This is a genomic window from Kribbella pittospori, assembly GCF_004331465.1.
Classification (GTDB): Bacteria; Actinomycetota; Actinomycetes; order Propionibacteriales; family Kribbellaceae; genus Kribbella; species Kribbella pittospori.
Genome location: NZ_SJKB01000003.1, coordinates 344,475 through 361,495 on the forward strand (window position 1 = coordinate 344,475; position 17,021 = coordinate 361,495).

The following is a 17,021-nucleotide window of genomic DNA, read 5'->3' on the forward strand; positions in this document are numbered from 1 at the left end:
GATGCTGCGGCCAAGCAGGCCACCGAAGAGCCGGGAGTTGCCGTCCGTGCTGCGACGGGCGCGGGAGTTCTCCGGGTTCGCTCTCCCCGGGTTGTTCCTCTACGGTTTGCTCGTACTGGTTCCGATCGGATGGACCGTCGCCCAGGGGTTCACCGACCGGAACCGGTTCGACCCGCAGTCCAGTTGGGTCGGGCTGGACCAGTTCCGCCGGCTGCTCGAGGACGACCAGTTCTGGCTGGTACTGAAGAACACGTTCGTGGTGACCGTGATCGTGGTCGTCGTACCGAATGTGCTCGGCCTCGGCATCGCGCTGCTGCTGGATCGCGAGTCGTTGCTGTACCGGCTGTTGCGGTCGGTCTTCTTCACGCCGGTGATCCTCAGCGGCATTGTGGTCAGCGTCATCTGGCAGAGCGTGCTCCGGCCGGACGGCGTACTGAACAAGGTGCTGGCCGACGCGGGCGTCGAGTCGGCGCCCGGCTGGTTGTCCGACCCGTCGATCGCGCTGTACTCGATCAGCGGGATCCTCTGCTGGCAGATGCTCGGCTTCTGCGTCGTCGTCTACCTGGCCGGGCTGAACGGTGTACCGAAGGAGTTGTACGAGGCGGCGATCGTGGACGGCGCGGGCTGGTGGCGCCGGTTCGGCTCCGTCACCTGGCCGATGATCGCGTCCGCGGTGACGATCAACACGGTGATGCTGCTGATCAGCGGCTTCAAGGTGTACGAGCACATCCTCGTGCTCACCAACGGCGGACCCGGGCGGAACACCACCGCCTCGATCGCCTTCGACGTGATCGAGAAGGGAGTCCGCGGCGACCGGATCGGGTACGCCGCGGCGCAGGCCACGATCATGCTCTGCATCATCGTCGTCCTCAGCGGCGTCGTCCTGCGCCTGCTGCAGCGGCGGGAGGTGCAGCTGTGAGGAACCGCTTCGCGACCGCACGCCCGATCGCCGCGGTCGCCCTGGCCGCGCTGTTCTTCTTCCCCGTGTACGTCGTCGTGATGGGCATGCTGAAGCCGCCGAGTGAGATCCAGTCCTCGCCGCTCGGTCTGCCGACGCCGCCGACCGGCGCGAACCTGCGCGCCGTACTCGGCCGCGAGGACGGACTGTACTGGTCGGCGTTGCTCAACAGCGTCCAGATCACCGTGCTCTCGGTGCTGGCGTTGACGTTGCTCTCGGCAATGCTGGCCCACTATCTGGTCCGGTCCACCGCGCGCTGGACGCGGCCCGCGCTGCTGATGCTGCTGGCCGGCCTGATGATCCCGCCCGCCGTCATCCTCCAGCCGGTGACACAGGTGCTCGGCGCGGCTGGCCTGATGAACTCCGTCGTCGGCGTGGTCTGTGCGAACGTCGCCTACTACCTGCCGTTCGGCGTGTTCGTCTTCTCCGGCTTCATCGGCACTGTGGCGGTCGAGATGGAGGAGGCCGCGAGCATCGACGGCGCGAGCCGGTTCCGGCTGTTCTGGCAGGTGGTCTTCCCGACTCTGCGTCCGGCCGCGGCGAGCGTGATGATCTTCCTCGGCGTCTGGGTCTGGAACGACTTCCTCACGCCACTGATCGTCCTCGGCCCGGAGTCCGGCACCACGGTCACGGTCGGCGTCTACCGATCGGTGGGGGAGTACTCGACGAACTTCGGCACGCTGTACGCCTTCTCGTTCCTGGCGTCGTTGCCGGTGCTGCTGTTCTTCGTCGCCCTGCAGAAGCAGTTCGTCGCCGGTCTCACCGCGGGGGCGGTCAAGTGACCGTCTTCTTCGAGAACCGCGTCCTCCTGCTCACCACGCCCGGTACGTCGTACTCGGCGTACCTCGGCGATGACGACATCCCGATCCACACGCACTGGGGTGCCCGGATCACGCCGGCCGATGCGGCGTACCTGGCCACGAGTACGGCGGCCCGGTTGGCCGGGGAGTGGCCGAGCTTCCGGTCGCCGGCCAACGGTCATGAGGAGTACCCGCTCGACGGGCGGCTGCAGTTGGGGCGGGCCGCGTTGTCGCTCGGCTTCGGCGACGTCCGCAGTACCGAGTGGTCGTTCGCGGGACACGTCGTGCATGACGAGCGGGAGGTCGAGCTGCTGTTCGACGCCCGCGAGGTCAGGATCGGTCTGCATTACCGGGTGTACGACGACTGCGACGTGATCGACCGGTGGGTGACGCTGCGCAACGAGTCGGGTGATGCGGTCGATGTGCATCGCCTCGACTCGGCCGCGTGGGTGATGCCGGAACAGGCGCAGTACCGGATGTCGCATCTGACCGGGCGGTGGGCGGCCGAGACCCGGCTCGGCCGGACCGACCTGGCCGAGGGTCGGTTCGTGCTGGAGAGTCGACGGGGGATCACGAGCCACCACGTCAATCCGTGGTTCGCGATCGACGACGGATCAGCGACCGAGGAGCAGGGCGAGGTCTACAGCGCGGCCCTGCAGTGGAGCGGGTCGTGGCGGCTGCTGGCCCAGCGCGAGCTCGACGAGCCCGTGCAGGTGTTGTTCGGCTGGGGCCATGAGGACTTCGGCCCGCGCCGACTCGAACCGGGAGAGCAGCTGCAGACGCCGGTGACTTCGGGCCTGTTCAGCACCGGCGGTTTCGGTACGACGAGTCGCGCGTGGCACTCGTTCGCACTCCGGCACGTGTTGCCGCGGGCAACTGAAGTCCGTCCGGTGCTGTTCAACTCGTGGGAGGCGACTGAGTTCGACGTGGACGAGGCCAGTCAGGTCGCGCTGGCCACGCAGGCGGCCGACCTCGGCTGTGAGTTGTTCGTGCTGGACGACGGTTGGTTCGGCCAGCGGGTCAACGACCGGACCGGGCTGGGGGACTGGTCGGTGAACCCGGACCGGTTTCCGAACGGGCTGCAACCGCTGATCTCGAAGGTCCACGCGCTCGGCCTGGGTTTCGGTCTGTGGGTCGAGCCCGAGATGGTGAATCCCGACTCCGACCTGTACCGCGCTCACCCGGACTGGGTCTATCACTTCGACGGGCGCGAGCCGGCGCTGATGCGCAACCAGCTGGTCCTCAACCTGGCCCGGCCGGACGTGGCCGAATGGGTTCTCGGGGTTCTGGACGAACTGCTGAGCTCGAACGACCTCCAGTTCGTGAAGTGGGACATGAACCGCCCGTTCGCCGACACCGGCTGGCCGGCCGAACCCGAGCGACAGGGACGGATCTGGTTCGACCACGTGACGGCGGTGTACGCGATCATCGACGCGCTCCGGGCGAAGCATCCCGGGGTCGCGATCGAGGCGTGCTCGGGCGGCGGTGGCCGGGTCGACCTCGGGATGATGGCTCGCACCGACCAGTTCTGGACCTCGGACAACACCGACGCGCTGGACCGCCGCTACATCCAGCACGGGTTCAGCCAGGTCTATCCGGCCCGCACGATGTCGTGCTGGGTGACGGATCTGCCGACGTTCATCAACAAGCGGCAGGTCCCGCTGACCTACCGCTTCCACGTGGCGATGGCAGGCGTACTTGGCATCGGCGGTGATCTGACCGAGTGGTCTGCCGATGAGCTCCAGTTGGCGAAGTCGTTGATCGCGGAGTACAAGGACATCCGGAATGTCGTGCAGCACGGATCGCAGTACCGGCTGGGTAAGCCTGGTCGATCGGCGTCGGCGGTCCAGTACGTGACGGCCGATCGCCGGGAATCCGTCGTGCTCGTGTATCAGGAGGCGCAGCAGTACGACAGTGCGCCGCGGCCACTTCGCCTGCGGGGCTTGGACACTTCAGCGACGTACCGGATTGGTGAGACGTCGGTGTCGGGTGCTCTGCTGATGAGTCATGGCCTGTCGTTGACGTTGACCGGTGACTATGCGAGCCAGGTCGTCCGGCTGCGGTCAGCCGTCCAGGTGGTTGCGTAGGGCATCGAGGTTGGTGTCCCAGTCCCGGGCCAGGGCGGCGAGGAACTGTTGCGCCACCTGCATCGGGGCGGACTGGAGCCGGTAGCGGACGCGGCGGCGCTCGCCGTGTTCGGCGGTGACCAGGCCGGCCTCGGACAGCAGGGCGAGGTGTTTGGCGATCGCCTGCCGGGTGATCGGCAGGCGATTCGCCAGGTCGGTGGCGGTCGCCGGGCCGCCGGCGGCGAGGGTGGCCAGGATGTTGCGCCGGCTCGGGTCGGCCAGGGCGACGAAGACCTGCTCCGCGACCGCCTCGACGTCGGGGGCTGACGGCGTACCGGACTCAGACGGCATCGAGGTAGTCGACCAGTTCGCCGAGTTCGTGGGTCCAGCCGGTGCTGTTGCCGCCGAACGCCTTGTCGTGTGCCTCCGGCGGCAGTTGGGCGAAGCCGGACTCGACCACGGTGAGGCGGGTTCCGGTGCCGGTCCGCTCGAGGGAGAACTCGACGTACGTCCGGCGCGGGTCGTCCGCGGGCAGTCCGTGGATGTGCCAGGTGAACGCGAAGACCGTCGGCTCCTCGACGCGCTCCAGGGTCAGCTCGGCGGTGTCACCGCTGGTCCAGGTCAGCCGCGCCACCCCACCCGGCCGGAGATCGATCGTCGCCTCGTTCCCGAACCACGTGCCCAGGCCCTCGGCCGTGGTCAGCGCGGTCCACACCTTCTCCGGCGGGTGGGCCAGGTCCAGCACCCGCTCGATCCGATCGGGAAAACCCACGATAGCCTCCGATTGCAACCATATGGTTGCTTGGACTATAGCCTGCCGAAAGGGGTGAGCCGATGACCGCGGACCTGATCGTGGTGCCGGCGAACGAGGCGAGCTGGGACGATCTGCGGGCCGTCTTCGGCACCCGCGGCACCGGCTACGGCTGCCAGTGCCAGCGCTACAAGCTCGCCCGTGGGGAGGCGTTCGGGAAGTTCCCGGTGGAGGAGCGTGCGCAGCGGTTGCGTGAACAGACCGACTGCGGGTACCCGGAGTCCGGCACCACCAGCGGACTGGTCGCCTATCTGGACGGCGAGCCAGCCGGCTGGTGTGCGGTGGAGCCGCGGGTCGCGTACGACGGTCTGATCCGGAACGCCAACCGGGCCGCCTGGCAGGGCCGCAGCGAGGACAAGACGGACCCGACCATCTGGGCGGTGACCTGTGTCTTCGTCCGGGCCGGCTACCGCAAGCGTGGCGTGAGCCGGGCGCTCGTGGCCGCGTCGGTCGGCTTCGCCCGCGACCGTGGCGCCCGGGTGCTCGAGGGCTACCCGATGACCACGACGCAGGCGATCGCCGAAGAACTCCACGTCGGCACCGTGCGCACCTTCGCCGAGGCCGGGTTCACCGAGATCCTCCGCCCGTCGGTACGCCGGGCGATCGTGCAGATCGTCTTCGACTGACCCCTCAGCGGGGGATCGGGTTGCCTGTCGGCGTGTATTCGACCAGGAAGATGCGGCCGTCGAGGACGCGCTGGCTGGTGAGAGTCAGCTCTGATTCCTCGAGACCTTCGAAGGCCCACTCGCGACCGGTCGGCCCGCAGAACAGCGGGAACACCATCAGCCGGAGGTTGTCCAGCACCCCGGCGTTGACCAACTGCTTCACGATCGACATGCTGCCCATCGTCCGCAGCGGTACGTCGCTCGTCTCCTTGAGTGCGAGCACCGACTTGACCAGATCATCGGACTCGATCGTGCTGTTCGGCCACTCGACGGTCTTCAGCGTCCGCGAGAACACCGTCTTCGGCAGGTTCGCCATCCGCTCGTACCCCGCGTCCTTGACCTCCTCCGGCAACCCGGCCAGCGCCTCGTACGTCCGGCGCCCCATCAACACGTGCTGCGGTCGTGCCCCCTCCTCGTCGATCCACTGCTGCAGGTCCGGCCCGAGGTACCCGAAGTACCCGGGCGACTCCGCTCCGCGCGCCCAACCGTCCGCAGAGACGAACAGATCTGCAGTAACTGTGGTTCCCATCGTGAACACCTTCCGTAGCCGAGGTCATACCTTTCCCGCAACGTCGGAGCCGCCGACCGCACTTCGACATGCCCCAAAATACGTGTCCCCGTGACGCTCGGTTGGCGATGATGAGCCGGTGACGGGATTTCGGTCGGCGGTTGAGGTCAGTCGTGGGTTCTACGCCGAGGTGATCAAGCCGGTGGTGAACGCTCCGCACGCGGCCGGGTTGCTGGGGTGGGGGTCCGACGTACTGGGGTATGACACCGAGCGGTCGATGGACCATGGCTGGGGTCCGCGGTTGCACGTGTTCGTCGACGACGTCGAGCCGGTGCGCGAAGCGATCGAGGCCAACCTGCCGGACGAGTACGACGGCCACGCGGTGCGGTTCGGGTGGGACGCGCATGAGCCGACCCACCACATCACGGTCACGACGCTGTCCGGCTGGCTGGTCGATCACCTCGGATTCGATGCCGGCAAGGGCATCAGCCTCGAGGATTGGATGGTCACGCCACAGCAGCAGTTGCTCGGGGTGGTCGCAGGTGCGGTGTACGCCGACGACGGCCGGCTCGAGCCGGTCCGGGCCGCACTGCAGTGGTATCCGGACGAGCTGTGGCGCTGGCTGCTCACTTGTCAGTGGTCGCGGATCGCGCAGGAGGAGGCGTTCGTCCAGCGTACGCACGAGGTCGGCGATGAGCTGGGCTCCCGCATCGTCGCGTCCCGGTTGGTCCGGGACCTGATGCGCCTCGCGCTGCTTCAGTCGCGCACCTATGCGCCGTACGCGAAATGGTTCGGTACGGCGTTCGCCCGGCTCGGGCACGCGGATGGTCTGGACCGAGTCTTGGCGGAGGTGCTCGCGGCCGGCGACCACGCCGATCGGGAGCGCGCCCTGACCACGGCCTACGGGCTGGTCGCGCGGCGCCACAACGCGCTCGGCATCACGCCCGAGGTCGATCCGTCGCCACGCCGGTACTTCGACCGCCCGGCGATGGTGCTCGGCGCCGACCGCTTCGTCGACGCCTGCCAGGCCACGGTCACCGACCCGCGGGTGCGGGCGCTCGGGATGTTCGGCGCCATCGACCAGTTCGCCGACAACACCGATCTCCTCAGCAACCCGTCGGCGTACCGGAAGCTGATCGGCGCCTTTCGTCCTCCAGCGGGACCCTGATCCCACCGGCGGCGGAGGTGCGGCTCGGTCAACCTGACCAGCTCGCCGCCATCACACTCGCCTACCACCGTCCCACGGCGGCCGGAAATGAGCCGGTCCGGGAGGAGAGTCGGTACTAGGATCCGTGGGCAATGAGTGGTCAGGCGAGGTCGAAGCTTTCGCGCGTGCTCGAGGATCTCGGGCGGACGTTGCTGGATGTGGTCGCGTCGCCGGGGGAGCTGGACGCGGAGCTGACCGGCGTACTGATCTACGACCCGGACGACGAGTTGGTGGTCAGTCCGGGGGAGCTGGTGCTCGGGGTCGGCGTCCGGGATGCGGAGACGACGATCGAGTTGCTGCGGCGACTCGGTGAGTTCGGCGCGATCGGACTCGTCGTGAAGCATCCGGTCGAGACCTCTGAGGCGGTCGTGAGGGCCGTCCGGGAGAGCTCGGTCGCGCTGCTCGGGCTGACCCGGGCCGCGTCGTGGTCGCACGTGGCGGCGCTGCTCCGGACGATGTCACTGGCCTCGGCCGACATGGTCGGCGGCACGGACGACTTCGCGGGCGCTCCGGCCGGCGACCTCTTCGCCCTCGCGAACGCGGTCGGCGCCCTGCTCGACGCGCCGGTCACGATCGAGGACCGGGCATCGCGGGTGCTGGCGTTCTCCGGGCATCAGGAGGAGTCCGACCCCGGCCGGGTCGAGACGATCCTGGGCCGCCAGGTGCCCGACCGGTACACCCGGATGCTGCACGAGCGCGGCGCGTTCCGGGAGCTCTTCCACGGCGACGAGCCGGTGTACGTCGAAGCGTTGACCGACGAGATGCTTCCCCGCGTCGCCATCGCCGTACGCGCCGGCAACGAAGTACTGGGCTCGATGTGGGCCGTCGCGCGGGAGCCATTGACCGCCGATCGCGCCGCGGCTTTCGCCGACTCGGCGCGGATTGTTGCCCTGCACATGCTTCGCGCCAGAGCCGGCGCGGACGTCGAGCGGCGGCTCAGCGCGGACCTCGTGGCCACTGTGCTGGAAGGTGGCGCGGGTGCATCCGAGGCCGCACAGCGACTCGGGCTGGCCGACGGCCGGCTGTGTGTGATGGCTGCGCAAGTCCTCGAGGGCGACGCGGCTGACAACGAGGCCGCGTCCCAGCGGCTGCGCGATGCGCTGGCGCTCCACTTCGCCGCAGTACACCCGAGGTCGGCGGCTGCTCTGGTCGGCGGTGTCACATACGTCGTCCTGCCCGCCGGCCACGGTTCGACACGAACGGTGCTGAACGGCGATCGTGACATCATCCGGCTCGCCGAGGACTTCCTGGCCCGGATCGGTGCCCGCGCCGACGCCGTGATCGGCGTCGGCCGGACGACCGAATCGCTCGCCGAGGTCGCACTGTCCCGCCGAGAGGCGGACCGGGCACTGCGGGTCCTGCAGGCCGACCGTCGCGGCCGCCGGATCGCCCGCTTCGACGACGTCCAGGCCGAGTCGCTCCTGCTCCGGCTCGCCGACCTCGTCACCGAGGACGGCGAGCTGCACCTGGGACCACTGGCCACACTGATCGAGTACGACGAGCGGCACGAGATCGGCTTCGTCGACACGCTCGTCGCCTACCTCGATGCCTTCGGCAACGTCGCGGAGGCAGCCGCCGCGGTCCACCTGCACCCCAACTCGTTCCGCTACCGTCTGCGCCGGCTGTGCGAGATGAGCGGCCTCGACCTGGACGACCCCGACGTACGCCTGGCCACCATGCTGCAACTGCGGCTGCGCCGACTCGCCGGGGACGCCTGATCAGGAGAAGGCCACCCACTCCACCCCGGTCGTGATCTCGTCGAGCCAGTCGCGATCGATGTCGACCCCGAGCCCGGGACCGGTCGGCACCGTGACATGCCCGCGCTCGAGCACGAACGGCGTGGTGACGTCGCGGGCGTAGTACCGATTGGACGCACTGGTGTCACCAGGCAACGTGAAGCCCGGCAGAGCCGCCAGTGCCACGTTGGCTGCACGACCGATGCCCGTCTCCAGCATCCCGCCGCACCACACCGCGACGCCGTTCGCGGCGCACACGTCGTGCACACGCCGAGCCTCGAGATAGCCGCCGACGCGACCGGGTTTGACGTTGATCACCGAGGTGGCTCCCATCGCGATCGCGTCCGCCGCGGACCGTGCTGAGGTGATCGACTCGTCCAGGCAGATCGGCGTCGACATCATCCGGGCCAGCTCGGCGTGGCCGCGCAGGTCGTCCTCCGGCAGCGGCTGCTCGATCAGCGCGAGGTTGAACGCGTCGAGCTGCGCCAGGTGCCGGGCATCCCCGACCTCGTACGCCGTGTTGGCGTCGACCTGCAGGATCAGGTCGTCACCGAACCGCTCCCGCACCGCACGCACCGGCTCCAGATCCCAACCCGGCTTGATCTTGAGCTTGATCCGTACGTAGCCCTCGGACAGGTAACCGCCGACAGCCTCGAGCAGTACGTCGACCGATGGCATGATCCCGACCGAGACCCCGGCCGGCACCGACGGCTTGACCGCACCGAGGTAATCGCCGAACGACACCCCCGCAGCCTTCAGTTGCGCGTCGAGCACGGCCGCCTCCAGCGCCGCCTTTGCCATCGGATGACCGTGGTACGGCGCCAGCACCTCGGCAATGAGCGGAGCCGTGATCGGCCCGGCCGCTGCGACCGCCGGCAGCAGGAACCGGCGCAGTACGTCGGCCGCACCGTCGACGTACTCGGGGGAGTAGACCGGCTCCGACATCGCCACACACTCGCCCCAGCCCTCGCTGTCCGCGGTCACCACGCGGAGCAGCAGGATGTCGCGATGGGTCTGCGCACCGAAGGACGTCTCGAACGGAGCGACCAGCGGCAGCCCGATCCGCCGCAGCTCGACACCTGTGATCTTCATCGGTTCTTCCTCTCCCTCGTGAACACGTACCAGCCGTCCTTCGTCACTCCGGCCACCCGGGCTCCGCTCGCCAGCACCTCCTCGAACGCCGCCCGGACCTCTATCCGCCAGACCTGGGCAAGCGCGGGATCGTCCAACCGCATGCCCTCGATGTCGGCCGGTACGGCGCACCGGATCGTCGGACCGTCCGGCATCGCCAACCGGCGCGGTCGCCCGTCGCCATCGGTCTGGAGGATCGCCGCGCTTTCTGCCGCAGGTGTCTCGATGTGATGGCCCGCCGCGGCCGCGATCACGTCCGGCGCCCGCAACGGCCAGCGCACCAGCAGCCGGTCGCTGCCCTGACCGGCGTTGACGCCGTCGGCCATCTCGCCGTAGAAGTCGACCAGGTACGACACGACGTGCGCGCCGAGCTTGGTCAGGTTGAAGTACGCGTTGCGGCGGACGAGTGGGTCGAAGGTCCACGCGATCGACTCGATCCCGCGTTCCAGCGACCAGGCCCGCTGGTGCAGCTTCAACGCCCAACCGACCTGACGGCCGCGAACCTCGGACACGACCCCGGTGATGTGCGAGTGCAACTCGGCCGACGAGCCGGGACGGTTCGCCAGGAAGGCCGCCGTGACACCGACGAGCTCGCCGTCCAGGAACGCGCCGGCGACGTACGCACCGGCGTGCGACAGTGCGCGCATCAGGTCACCCGACACCGGTGGACTGGCCGGTCCGGTGCGCCAGACCCGCCCGAGGAGGCGCTCCGCATCGCGATGCTCGATCGGCTCGTGCAGCTCGCGAATCGTCAGGTCCCGGGCCTGGGCGACCGCATCGGCCACCTTCCGGGCCTTGCGCACCTCGGCCTCGAGCACGGCCGTCATCCGCGCGCTCCGGCGGCGATACGGTCGATCAGTCCCGTCAGCAACCGGGTCCGTTCGCCGAACGCGGCGACGTCGGCCCACTCGTGGACCGTGTGTGCACCGTGGCCCACAGCACCTAGTCCGTCGAGCGTCGGGATCCCGAGTCCGGCGGTGAAGTTGCCGTCCGAACCGCCACCCACGTGGGCGCCCTCCAACGGCGGCAGACCGAGCTCACCGGCAACCTCCTGAGCGACGGCGAACAGATCCGCCGACAGACTCGCTTCCAGCGGTGGGCGATTGATCCCGCCGAGCACCTCGATCGACACACCGTCGACCGGACTCGGGAGCGAACGGATCGCCTTGTCCACCCGCTCCTGCTCGTCCTTGCTCGCGGCCCGTACGTCGATCGCCAGGGACGCGTTGTCCGGAACAGTGTTGATCGTCACGCCCGACCGGGCCACCGTCGGAGTGACGGTGGTCCCGACCGAGGTATCCGCGAGATCGCTCACCGCGAGGATCGCCTGCGCGAGCGCAAGGCTCGTGTTGGCGCCCTTCTCCGGCTCCAGCCCGGCATGCGCCGCCCGCCCGGTGAACTGCAACTCGTAGGTGGACACACCCTTACGAGCTGTCTTGAGCTTGCCGTCGACACTTGCCTCGAGCACCAGTACGGCGCGACTCTCCGCGGCCGCCGCCTCGATCACAGTCCGGCTGGCCGGCGACCCGAGCTCCTCGTCGGCGGTGATCAGCAGACCGACATCCTCAGACGTGCAGGCGGCCATGGCATGCAGCGCCTGAACCAGCCCCAGCTTCATGTCGAACACGCCGGGCCCGTACACGCGTCCGTCGATCACTCGGTACGGCGTCTGCTCGAGCGTACCGATCGGGTGGACCGTGTCCAGGTGCCCGAGCAGCAGGACGGCCGGGTCGGCCGGTCCGAACCGGAGGACCGGTCGGCCGCCGGCCTCCGACCGGACCGGTGCCTGGCGCAAGCGCGTCGTACCGATGCCGGTCAGGACATCCGCGCAGCGGTGCAGGGCGTCGAGGTCTGACGACGGCGACTCGCAGCAGATCAGCCGCTCGAGATCTGCCAGCATCAGGTCGTGCATCGGGGTCGTCCTTCCGCGGTGGTCGTCATGAGCCGTCCAGCAGTCCCCACTGCTCGGTGTTGTACGTCGGGAACGCGAGGCTGTTCTCCCGGATGTTGCCGACCTTCGCGCTGTAGGCCAGGAAGGACCGGTTCTGGTAGAGCGGCAGGATCGCGTAGTCCGCGGACACGATCTTGTCGGCCTCCTGCAGATCCTTCGTCGCGGCGTCGGCGCTGGTCGCGGACAGGGCCGCGTTCAGCAGCTTGTCCACCTTCGGGTTGCCGTAGTTGTTCAGGTTGAACCGGCAGAAGGTGACCCCTGCGGGACAGCTCAGGTAGTAGGGGATGTTGCTGGTGGCCGAGAACGGCGACTGCGTCACGGTGCCCACGGTCAGGTCCCAGTTGCCTGCCTGTACGCCGTCGATCGTGTTCGGCACCGGCGTGGATTTGACCTGGATGCCCAGCGGCGCGACCGCAGCCTGCACGAGTTGCGCCTCGCTGGCGCGGAGCTTGTCACCGGCCTGGACGATGAACCGCAGCGTCGGTACCGGCGTACCGTCCGGCGCGACGACCTTCGACCCGACTCCGGTGTAGCCGGCATCGGTGAGCGTCTTCTTGGCCTTCTCCACATCGCCGATGCCGTACTCGTTCGCCGTGTCCACGTCCGAGTAGCCCGGGTAGCCCTCGATGAAGAGGTGACTGCGCAACGGTTTGGCGGTGGGGTCGAACTGCCCGATCGTCTTGTCGATCACGCCCTGCACGTTGACGGCCTGGATGATCGCCTTGCGCAGCGCGATGTTCTTCAGCGCCGGTGCGTTCAGATTCAGCCAGACCTGATGGACCGACGCGCCGGGCGTGACCTGGTACTTCACCCCGGGCAGGTCGTCGACCTGCTGGACGATGTCGACCTGTGGGTTCGGGTAGATCACGTCGACTTCACCGTTCGCCAGTGACGTCGGCTGCTGGGAGACGTCGGTGATCAACCGGAACACCAGCTTGTCGAGGTTCGGCGCCTTGCCGTACCACTTGTCGTTGCGGACCATCACCACCGAGCCGTCGGAGGTGTACTCCTGGATCTTGAACGGCCCGGCCGAGAACTTCGGCACGTTCTTCGCGAACCCCTCGTTGAAGCTCTTCTCCAGCCCGGCCGGCGTCGTCACCGACCCGTACGTCGCGGCCACGTGGGCCGGCAGGATCGGGGAGAACAGCGCCTTCCAGTCGACGTACGACTGGTCGAACACGACCGTCACCGTCTTGCCGCCGTTCGACCCGGTGACCGACTTGATCCGGTCGTACCCGGCCGTGTTGGAGGCCTGGCACTTCGGGCACTGGCGCGGATCGAGCACCCGCCAGGTGTAGGTGAAGTCGTCGGCCGAGATCGGCGTACCGTCGGACCAGACCGCCTTCGGGTTGATCGTGTAGCGGATCGTCTGCGGTGAATCGGCGACCTTCTCGACCTTCGTGGCGACCGGTTCGTTCGGGGCCAGCGAGCCGTCCGGCTGGATCAGGAACACACCGGGCAACAGCACGCTGGAGATGTCCAGCACCGAGTACGTCGCGCCGCCGGAGTTCAGCACGTTCCAGTTCGAGATCGGGTAGGTGATCGTGTAGGTCACGGTGCCGCCGGATCGCACGGTGGCGGTGTTCGCGGTGTTGAGCGGATCGGACACCCGGCCGTCGCCGGCGTTCGTCGTACCGCCACCACCGCTGCACGCGGCCAGCAGCAGTACGGCGGCACCAGCGGCGGCCGCGGCTGCGGTTCGGAAGGCCATCATGGCTCCAGGGGATTGAGAAGGATCAGGAACGCAGCTGGGCCACGGCCTGCGCGGCCGCCCAGCCGATCAGCCCGTCGAACTGCGGGGCATTGGGAGCCGGATCGGCGGCCCGGGTGAACACGCCCACGGCGTACCGGCCGCCGTCGGGGAACTCGACCACGCCGACCTCGTTGCGGACCAGCGGCAGCGTGCCGGTCTTGCCGCTGACCGTGATGTCGTCACCGGGGAATCCACTGCTCAGCCGATGCGGCCAGACCTGCTTGCCCATCCAGCCGCGCACCAGCGCACAGGCCTCCGGGTCGGCGGCCTCGTCCCGCCAGATGCCGGCCAGCAGACTGGTGATCTCGTCCGGCGCCGTCCGGTCGGTCGCGGCCGGATCGAGCGCCCGCAGTGCACGCAACTGCTCCACCGGTACGTCGGCCAGCTCGCGTTCGTCGTCGGTGTAGCTGATCGCGAGGTCGGCCTCGATCGACGCCAGGATCTCCGCACAGTTCTGCGGTACGGCGGTCCCCGGCAGCCCGAGCTCGGCCAGCAGTGCGGCGACCCGATCCTTGCCGACCCGATCGATGACGAGATCAGTGGCCACGTTGTCGCTGATCACCATCATCAGCAGGGCGAGGTCGTTGTAGGAGATGAGCGTCGGATCGCGGTGCATGGCCAGCCCGTACGGCGAAGCGACGAGGCCCTCGGCCGGCACCGTGATCCGCTCGGCCAGATCCATCTCGCCGGCCACGGCCTGACGCGCGAGTTCGAGCGCCACCGGGACCTTCAGTACCGAGGCGGTGACCACCGGCGTCTCCGCGTCGACGCCAACCGTCCGGCCGGTGGCGAGGTCTCGGGCGTGCAACCAGATCTCGGCGCCGAGCTCCCCGGCGTACGCGCGGATCTCGTCCGGGGTCGATGCGGTCGCGGTGACCGGCGTACGGAGCTTGGTCGGGACCGACCTGAGAGTGTCGACGAGGATCCGCGCGACGGATCCCACTGCCGCGTCGACTGCGGGGAGACGGTAGTCCGGGTCCTCGGTCCGTACGAACGACGCGACGGCGTACCGGCGGCCGTCAGGAGTTCGGACGACGCCGGCCTCGTTCCGCCAGAACCGGAGCGTGCCGGTCTTCGCGCTGACGATCGTGCCCGTCTCGGTGAACGCGTTGCGGAGTCGATGCGGCCAGGCTTGCCCCGCGAGAATGCGACGCATCTCCGCGCACTGCCCGGGAGGCGCTGCCTCGTCGTTCCAGATCGCGGCGAGCAGTCTGGTGATGTCGCGCGGCGTCGAGGCCTGCAAGGTGCGGGCCGGATCGATCGCCCGGGCGGCTCGCCAGGCCTCCAGCTCGAGGTCGTCGGTGTCCGGGATGTCGGCGTAGATGGTTTGGTAGATGTCGTCGCAGGTGCCGTCGACCCGGGTCGCGGTCAGTCCGAGCTCGCGCGCGGTCGCGTTGATCGACTCGGTGCCGAGCAGGTTGACGAGGATGTCGGTGGCCGCGTTGTCGCTGACGCTCATCATCCAGTACGCCAGATCGCGCAGCGACAGCTCGATCGGGTCGGCCATCACCGACAGCCCGGTCGGTCCCGCCGAGCGACCGTCGACCGGTACGTCCATCCGTGTCGCGGGGTCGAGCCGGCCGTCGCCGAACCGGCGGAACAACTCCACCAGCACGGGGATCTTGAACACGCTCGCCAGGACCACCGGCGTGTCCTCGCCGTACCCGGTCTCCTTGCCGGTGGTGAGGTCGACCGCGTGCACCCAGGCCTGCGCATGCACGGGCCCGAGCACCTGCTCCAGCTGTTCCTTCATGCCTTCTCCCATGCCTTCTCCATCGCGGGGCTACTGGCCGCGGCGCAGCGCGCGGCCGGGCAGGTTGCCGGTGGGTACGCCGCCCGCGAGCGCGACCGTCCCGTTGACGACGACGTGCTGCATGCCGACGGCGTACTGGTGCGGTTCCTCGTACGTCGCCCGGTCGGCGACGGTACCGGGGTCGAACGCGATCACGTCGGCATAGTTGCCCGGAGCAAGCACACCCCGATCGCGCAGTCCGAGGTTGCCGGCCGGCAGACTGGTCATCCGGCGGACAGCTTCGGGGAGGCTCAGCAGCGACTCCTCGCGGACATACCGGCCGAGGATGCGGGCGAACGTGCCGTAGGACCGCGGATGCGTCGCACCATCCGAGTACGGCGCCTCGGTCGCGAACGTCTGCGCGTCCGACCCGACCGAGACCCAGGGATTGCGGAGTGCGCTGCGCAGCACGTCCTCGTCCATCATGAAGTACATCGCACTCAGCGACGGTTCCTGCTCGACCAGGCGGCAGAGCATCTCGACCGGATCCTGGCTGTCGGCGTCGGCCGCCTGCTGCAGACTGAGTCCGCGGTACTTCGCGGCCGGTCCGTTCGGATCGGGGAGCAGCATCACGCCGTCCGCCCCACCGGCGGCGAGGTAGAGGTTCTCCCAGCGCGGTGAGGGAGTCACAACGGCCTCGCGGATCCGGGCACGCTCGGCGGGGTCGGCCAGGCGCGCGGCGAGCGCTTCATGACCGCCATCGTGGAAGTCCGGCGGGATCGACGCCCCCAGCGAGGTCTGACCGGCGAGGTACGGGTAGATGTCCGCGGTGACCGGCTGGCCGGTCGCGCGGGCCGCCTCGACGCGCTCGATCGCCTGCGCCATCTTCGGCCAGTTGTGCCGGCCCGCCGCCTTGAGGTGGTAGATCTCCGCGTGCACTCCGGCGCGACGGCCGATCTCGATCAGCTCGTCCACCGCCTCGAGGAAGTGGTCGCCCTCGCTGCGCATGTGCGAGATGTACATGCCGCCGCGCTTGGCGATGACCGTTGACAAGGCCACCAGTTCGTCGGTCGAGGCGAAGGTGCCGGGTGGGTAGATGAGGGCGGAGCCGATCCCCAGGGCACCGTCGGCGAGCTCCTCGTCCAGGATTCCGGTGACCTTCGCGAGTTCGGCCTCGGTCATCGGGCGGTCGTCCGCGCCGGCGCCGATCATTCGCAGGTTGTGCGCCCCGACGAAGCTGGCGACGTTCTGCACGACGCCCTTGGTCTCGAGGTGGGCGAGGAACTCCGACAGCCGGTCCCAGACCAGCTCGGGATCGCCCGCGTCACGGGTGGCTTCGAGCTCGGCCCGGATCTCCGGGGTGAACGGGCCGATCGAGATCCCCTCGCCGAAGATCTGCGTGGTGACGCCCTGGTACAGGTCGGACAGTCCGCGACCGTCGCGTTCGAGCGTGAAGTAGGAGTGACTCAGCACGTTCACGAAGCCCGGCGCGACCGCCAGCCCGGTCGCGTCCAGGATCTCGGCGTCCTGGTCGTCGCGAGCCAGCCCGGGCCCGATCGCGACGATGCGGTCGTTCTCGATCACGACATCGGCGGCCCGGCCGGGACCGCCGGTGCCGTCGTGGACAGTACCGCCTCGGATGATCAGAGTCGTCGACATGCGAGCATCCTCAGCCGCTGCGACGGCCGCGGTACTCGTCCAAT

Annotated in this window: 15 protein-coding genes; 6 read left to right on the top strand and 9 right to left on the bottom strand. The window is 68.8% G+C overall.

What is annotated here, in order from left to right; all coding sequences use genetic code 11:
- The first annotated feature begins 1 nt into the window (after window position 1).
- From E0H73_RS11980 to E0H73_RS11990, 3 genes are read left to right on the top strand one after another with little or no spacing between them, the layout of a single operon-like run.
- Complete coding sequence (locus E0H73_RS11980) at window positions 2–919, top strand: carbohydrate ABC transporter permease (protein WP_131353946.1); 918 nt, start codon at window positions 2–4, stop codon at window positions 917–919.
- Window positions 916–1,740, top strand: coding sequence for a carbohydrate ABC transporter permease (locus E0H73_RS11985; protein WP_202867332.1), 825 nt, complete (start codon window positions 916–918; stop codon window positions 1,738–1,740). Before E0H73_RS11980 ends, E0H73_RS11985 begins: the two co-directional genes overlap by 4 nt.
- Window positions 1,737–3,845: an alpha-galactosidase gene (locus E0H73_RS11990; protein ID WP_131353948.1), complete on the top strand. Its 2,109-nt coding sequence runs from the start codon at window positions 1,737–1,739 to the stop codon at window positions 3,843–3,845. The genes E0H73_RS11985 and E0H73_RS11990 overlap by 4 nt, the downstream gene beginning before the upstream one ends.
- Here the strand turns inward: E0H73_RS11990 and E0H73_RS11995 are convergent.
- Window positions 3,822–4,175: an ArsR/SmtB family transcription factor gene (locus E0H73_RS11995; protein WP_131353950.1), complete on the bottom strand. Its 354-nt coding sequence runs from the start codon at window positions 4,173–4,175 to the stop codon at window positions 3,822–3,824. The two genes, E0H73_RS11990 and E0H73_RS11995, sit on opposite strands and share 24 nt — an antisense overlap.
- The gene (locus tag E0H73_RS12000; RefSeq protein ID WP_131353952.1) at window positions 4,165–4,596 is read right to left on the bottom strand and encodes an SRPBCC domain-containing protein; all 432 of its coding nucleotides are present in this window, start codon (window positions 4,594–4,596) and stop codon (window positions 4,165–4,167) included. Before E0H73_RS12000 ends, E0H73_RS11995 begins: the two co-directional genes overlap by 11 nt.
- 62 nt (window positions 4,597–4,658) lie before the next feature.
- On the opposite strand from E0H73_RS12000, the gene E0H73_RS12005 reads away from it, so the two are divergent.
- Window positions 4,659–5,261: a GNAT family N-acetyltransferase gene (locus E0H73_RS12005; protein WP_131353954.1), complete on the top strand. Its 603-nt coding sequence runs from the start codon at window positions 4,659–4,661 to the stop codon at window positions 5,259–5,261.
- A gap of 4 nt (window positions 5,262–5,265) precedes the next feature.
- On the opposite strand, the gene E0H73_RS12010 is transcribed toward E0H73_RS12005, so the two are convergent.
- Window positions 5,266–5,829, bottom strand: coding sequence for a dihydrofolate reductase family protein (locus tag E0H73_RS12010; protein ID WP_131353956.1), 564 nt, complete (start codon window positions 5,827–5,829; stop codon window positions 5,266–5,268).
- 118 nt (window positions 5,830–5,947) lie between these two features.
- On the opposite strand from E0H73_RS12010, the gene E0H73_RS12015 reads away from it, so the two are divergent.
- Window positions 5,948–6,976, top strand: a complete 1,029-nt coding sequence (locus E0H73_RS12015) for a DUF4037 domain-containing protein (RefSeq protein ID WP_131353958.1) — start codon at window positions 5,948–5,950, stop codon at window positions 6,974–6,976.
- A 164-nt stretch (window positions 6,977–7,140) separates the two neighbouring features.
- Complete coding sequence (locus E0H73_RS12020) at window positions 7,141–8,733, top strand: helix-turn-helix domain-containing protein (RefSeq protein ID WP_238163956.1); 1,593 nt, start codon at window positions 7,141–7,143, stop codon at window positions 8,731–8,733.
- Here E0H73_RS12020 and menC read toward each other — a convergent pair whose 3' ends face one another.
- Genes menC through E0H73_RS12055 form a run of 6 tightly spaced genes read right to left on the bottom strand, consistent with a single transcriptional unit; the run spans window position 8,734 to window position 16,977 of the window.
- Window positions 8,734–9,843 (bottom strand): o-succinylbenzoate synthase, encoded by a 1,110-nt coding sequence (gene menC / locus E0H73_RS12025; protein WP_131353962.1) that lies wholly within the window; start codon window positions 9,841–9,843, stop codon window positions 8,734–8,736. It abuts the gene before it with no gap.
- A complete protein-coding gene (locus E0H73_RS12030) occupies window positions 9,840–10,709 on the bottom strand; it encodes a GNAT family N-acetyltransferase (protein WP_131353964.1) in 870 nt (289 codons plus the stop codon). The genes menC and E0H73_RS12030 overlap by 4 nt, the downstream gene beginning before the upstream one ends.
- On the bottom strand, window positions 10,706–11,794 hold the full coding sequence (locus E0H73_RS12035) for a M20 family metallopeptidase (protein WP_131353966.1): 1,089 nt from the start codon (window positions 11,792–11,794) through the stop codon (window positions 10,706–10,708). The genes E0H73_RS12030 and E0H73_RS12035 overlap by 4 nt, the downstream gene beginning before the upstream one ends.
- A 25-nt stretch (window positions 11,795–11,819) precedes the next feature.
- On the bottom strand, window positions 11,820–13,547 hold the full coding sequence (locus E0H73_RS12040) for an ABC transporter family substrate-binding protein (RefSeq protein ID WP_131353968.1): 1,728 nt from the start codon (window positions 13,545–13,547) through the stop codon (window positions 11,820–11,822).
- A 22-nt stretch (window positions 13,548–13,569) separates the two neighbouring features.
- Window positions 13,570–15,339, bottom strand: a complete 1,770-nt coding sequence (locus E0H73_RS46550; RefSeq protein WP_202867333.1) for a serine hydrolase — start codon at window positions 15,337–15,339, stop codon at window positions 13,570–13,572.
- 30 nt (window positions 15,340–15,369) lie between these two features.
- Window positions 15,370–16,977 (bottom strand): N-acyl-D-amino-acid deacylase family protein, encoded by a 1,608-nt coding sequence (locus tag E0H73_RS12055; RefSeq protein WP_131353970.1) that lies wholly within the window; start codon window positions 16,975–16,977, stop codon window positions 15,370–15,372.
- Window positions 16,978–17,021 lie beyond the last annotated feature (44 nt).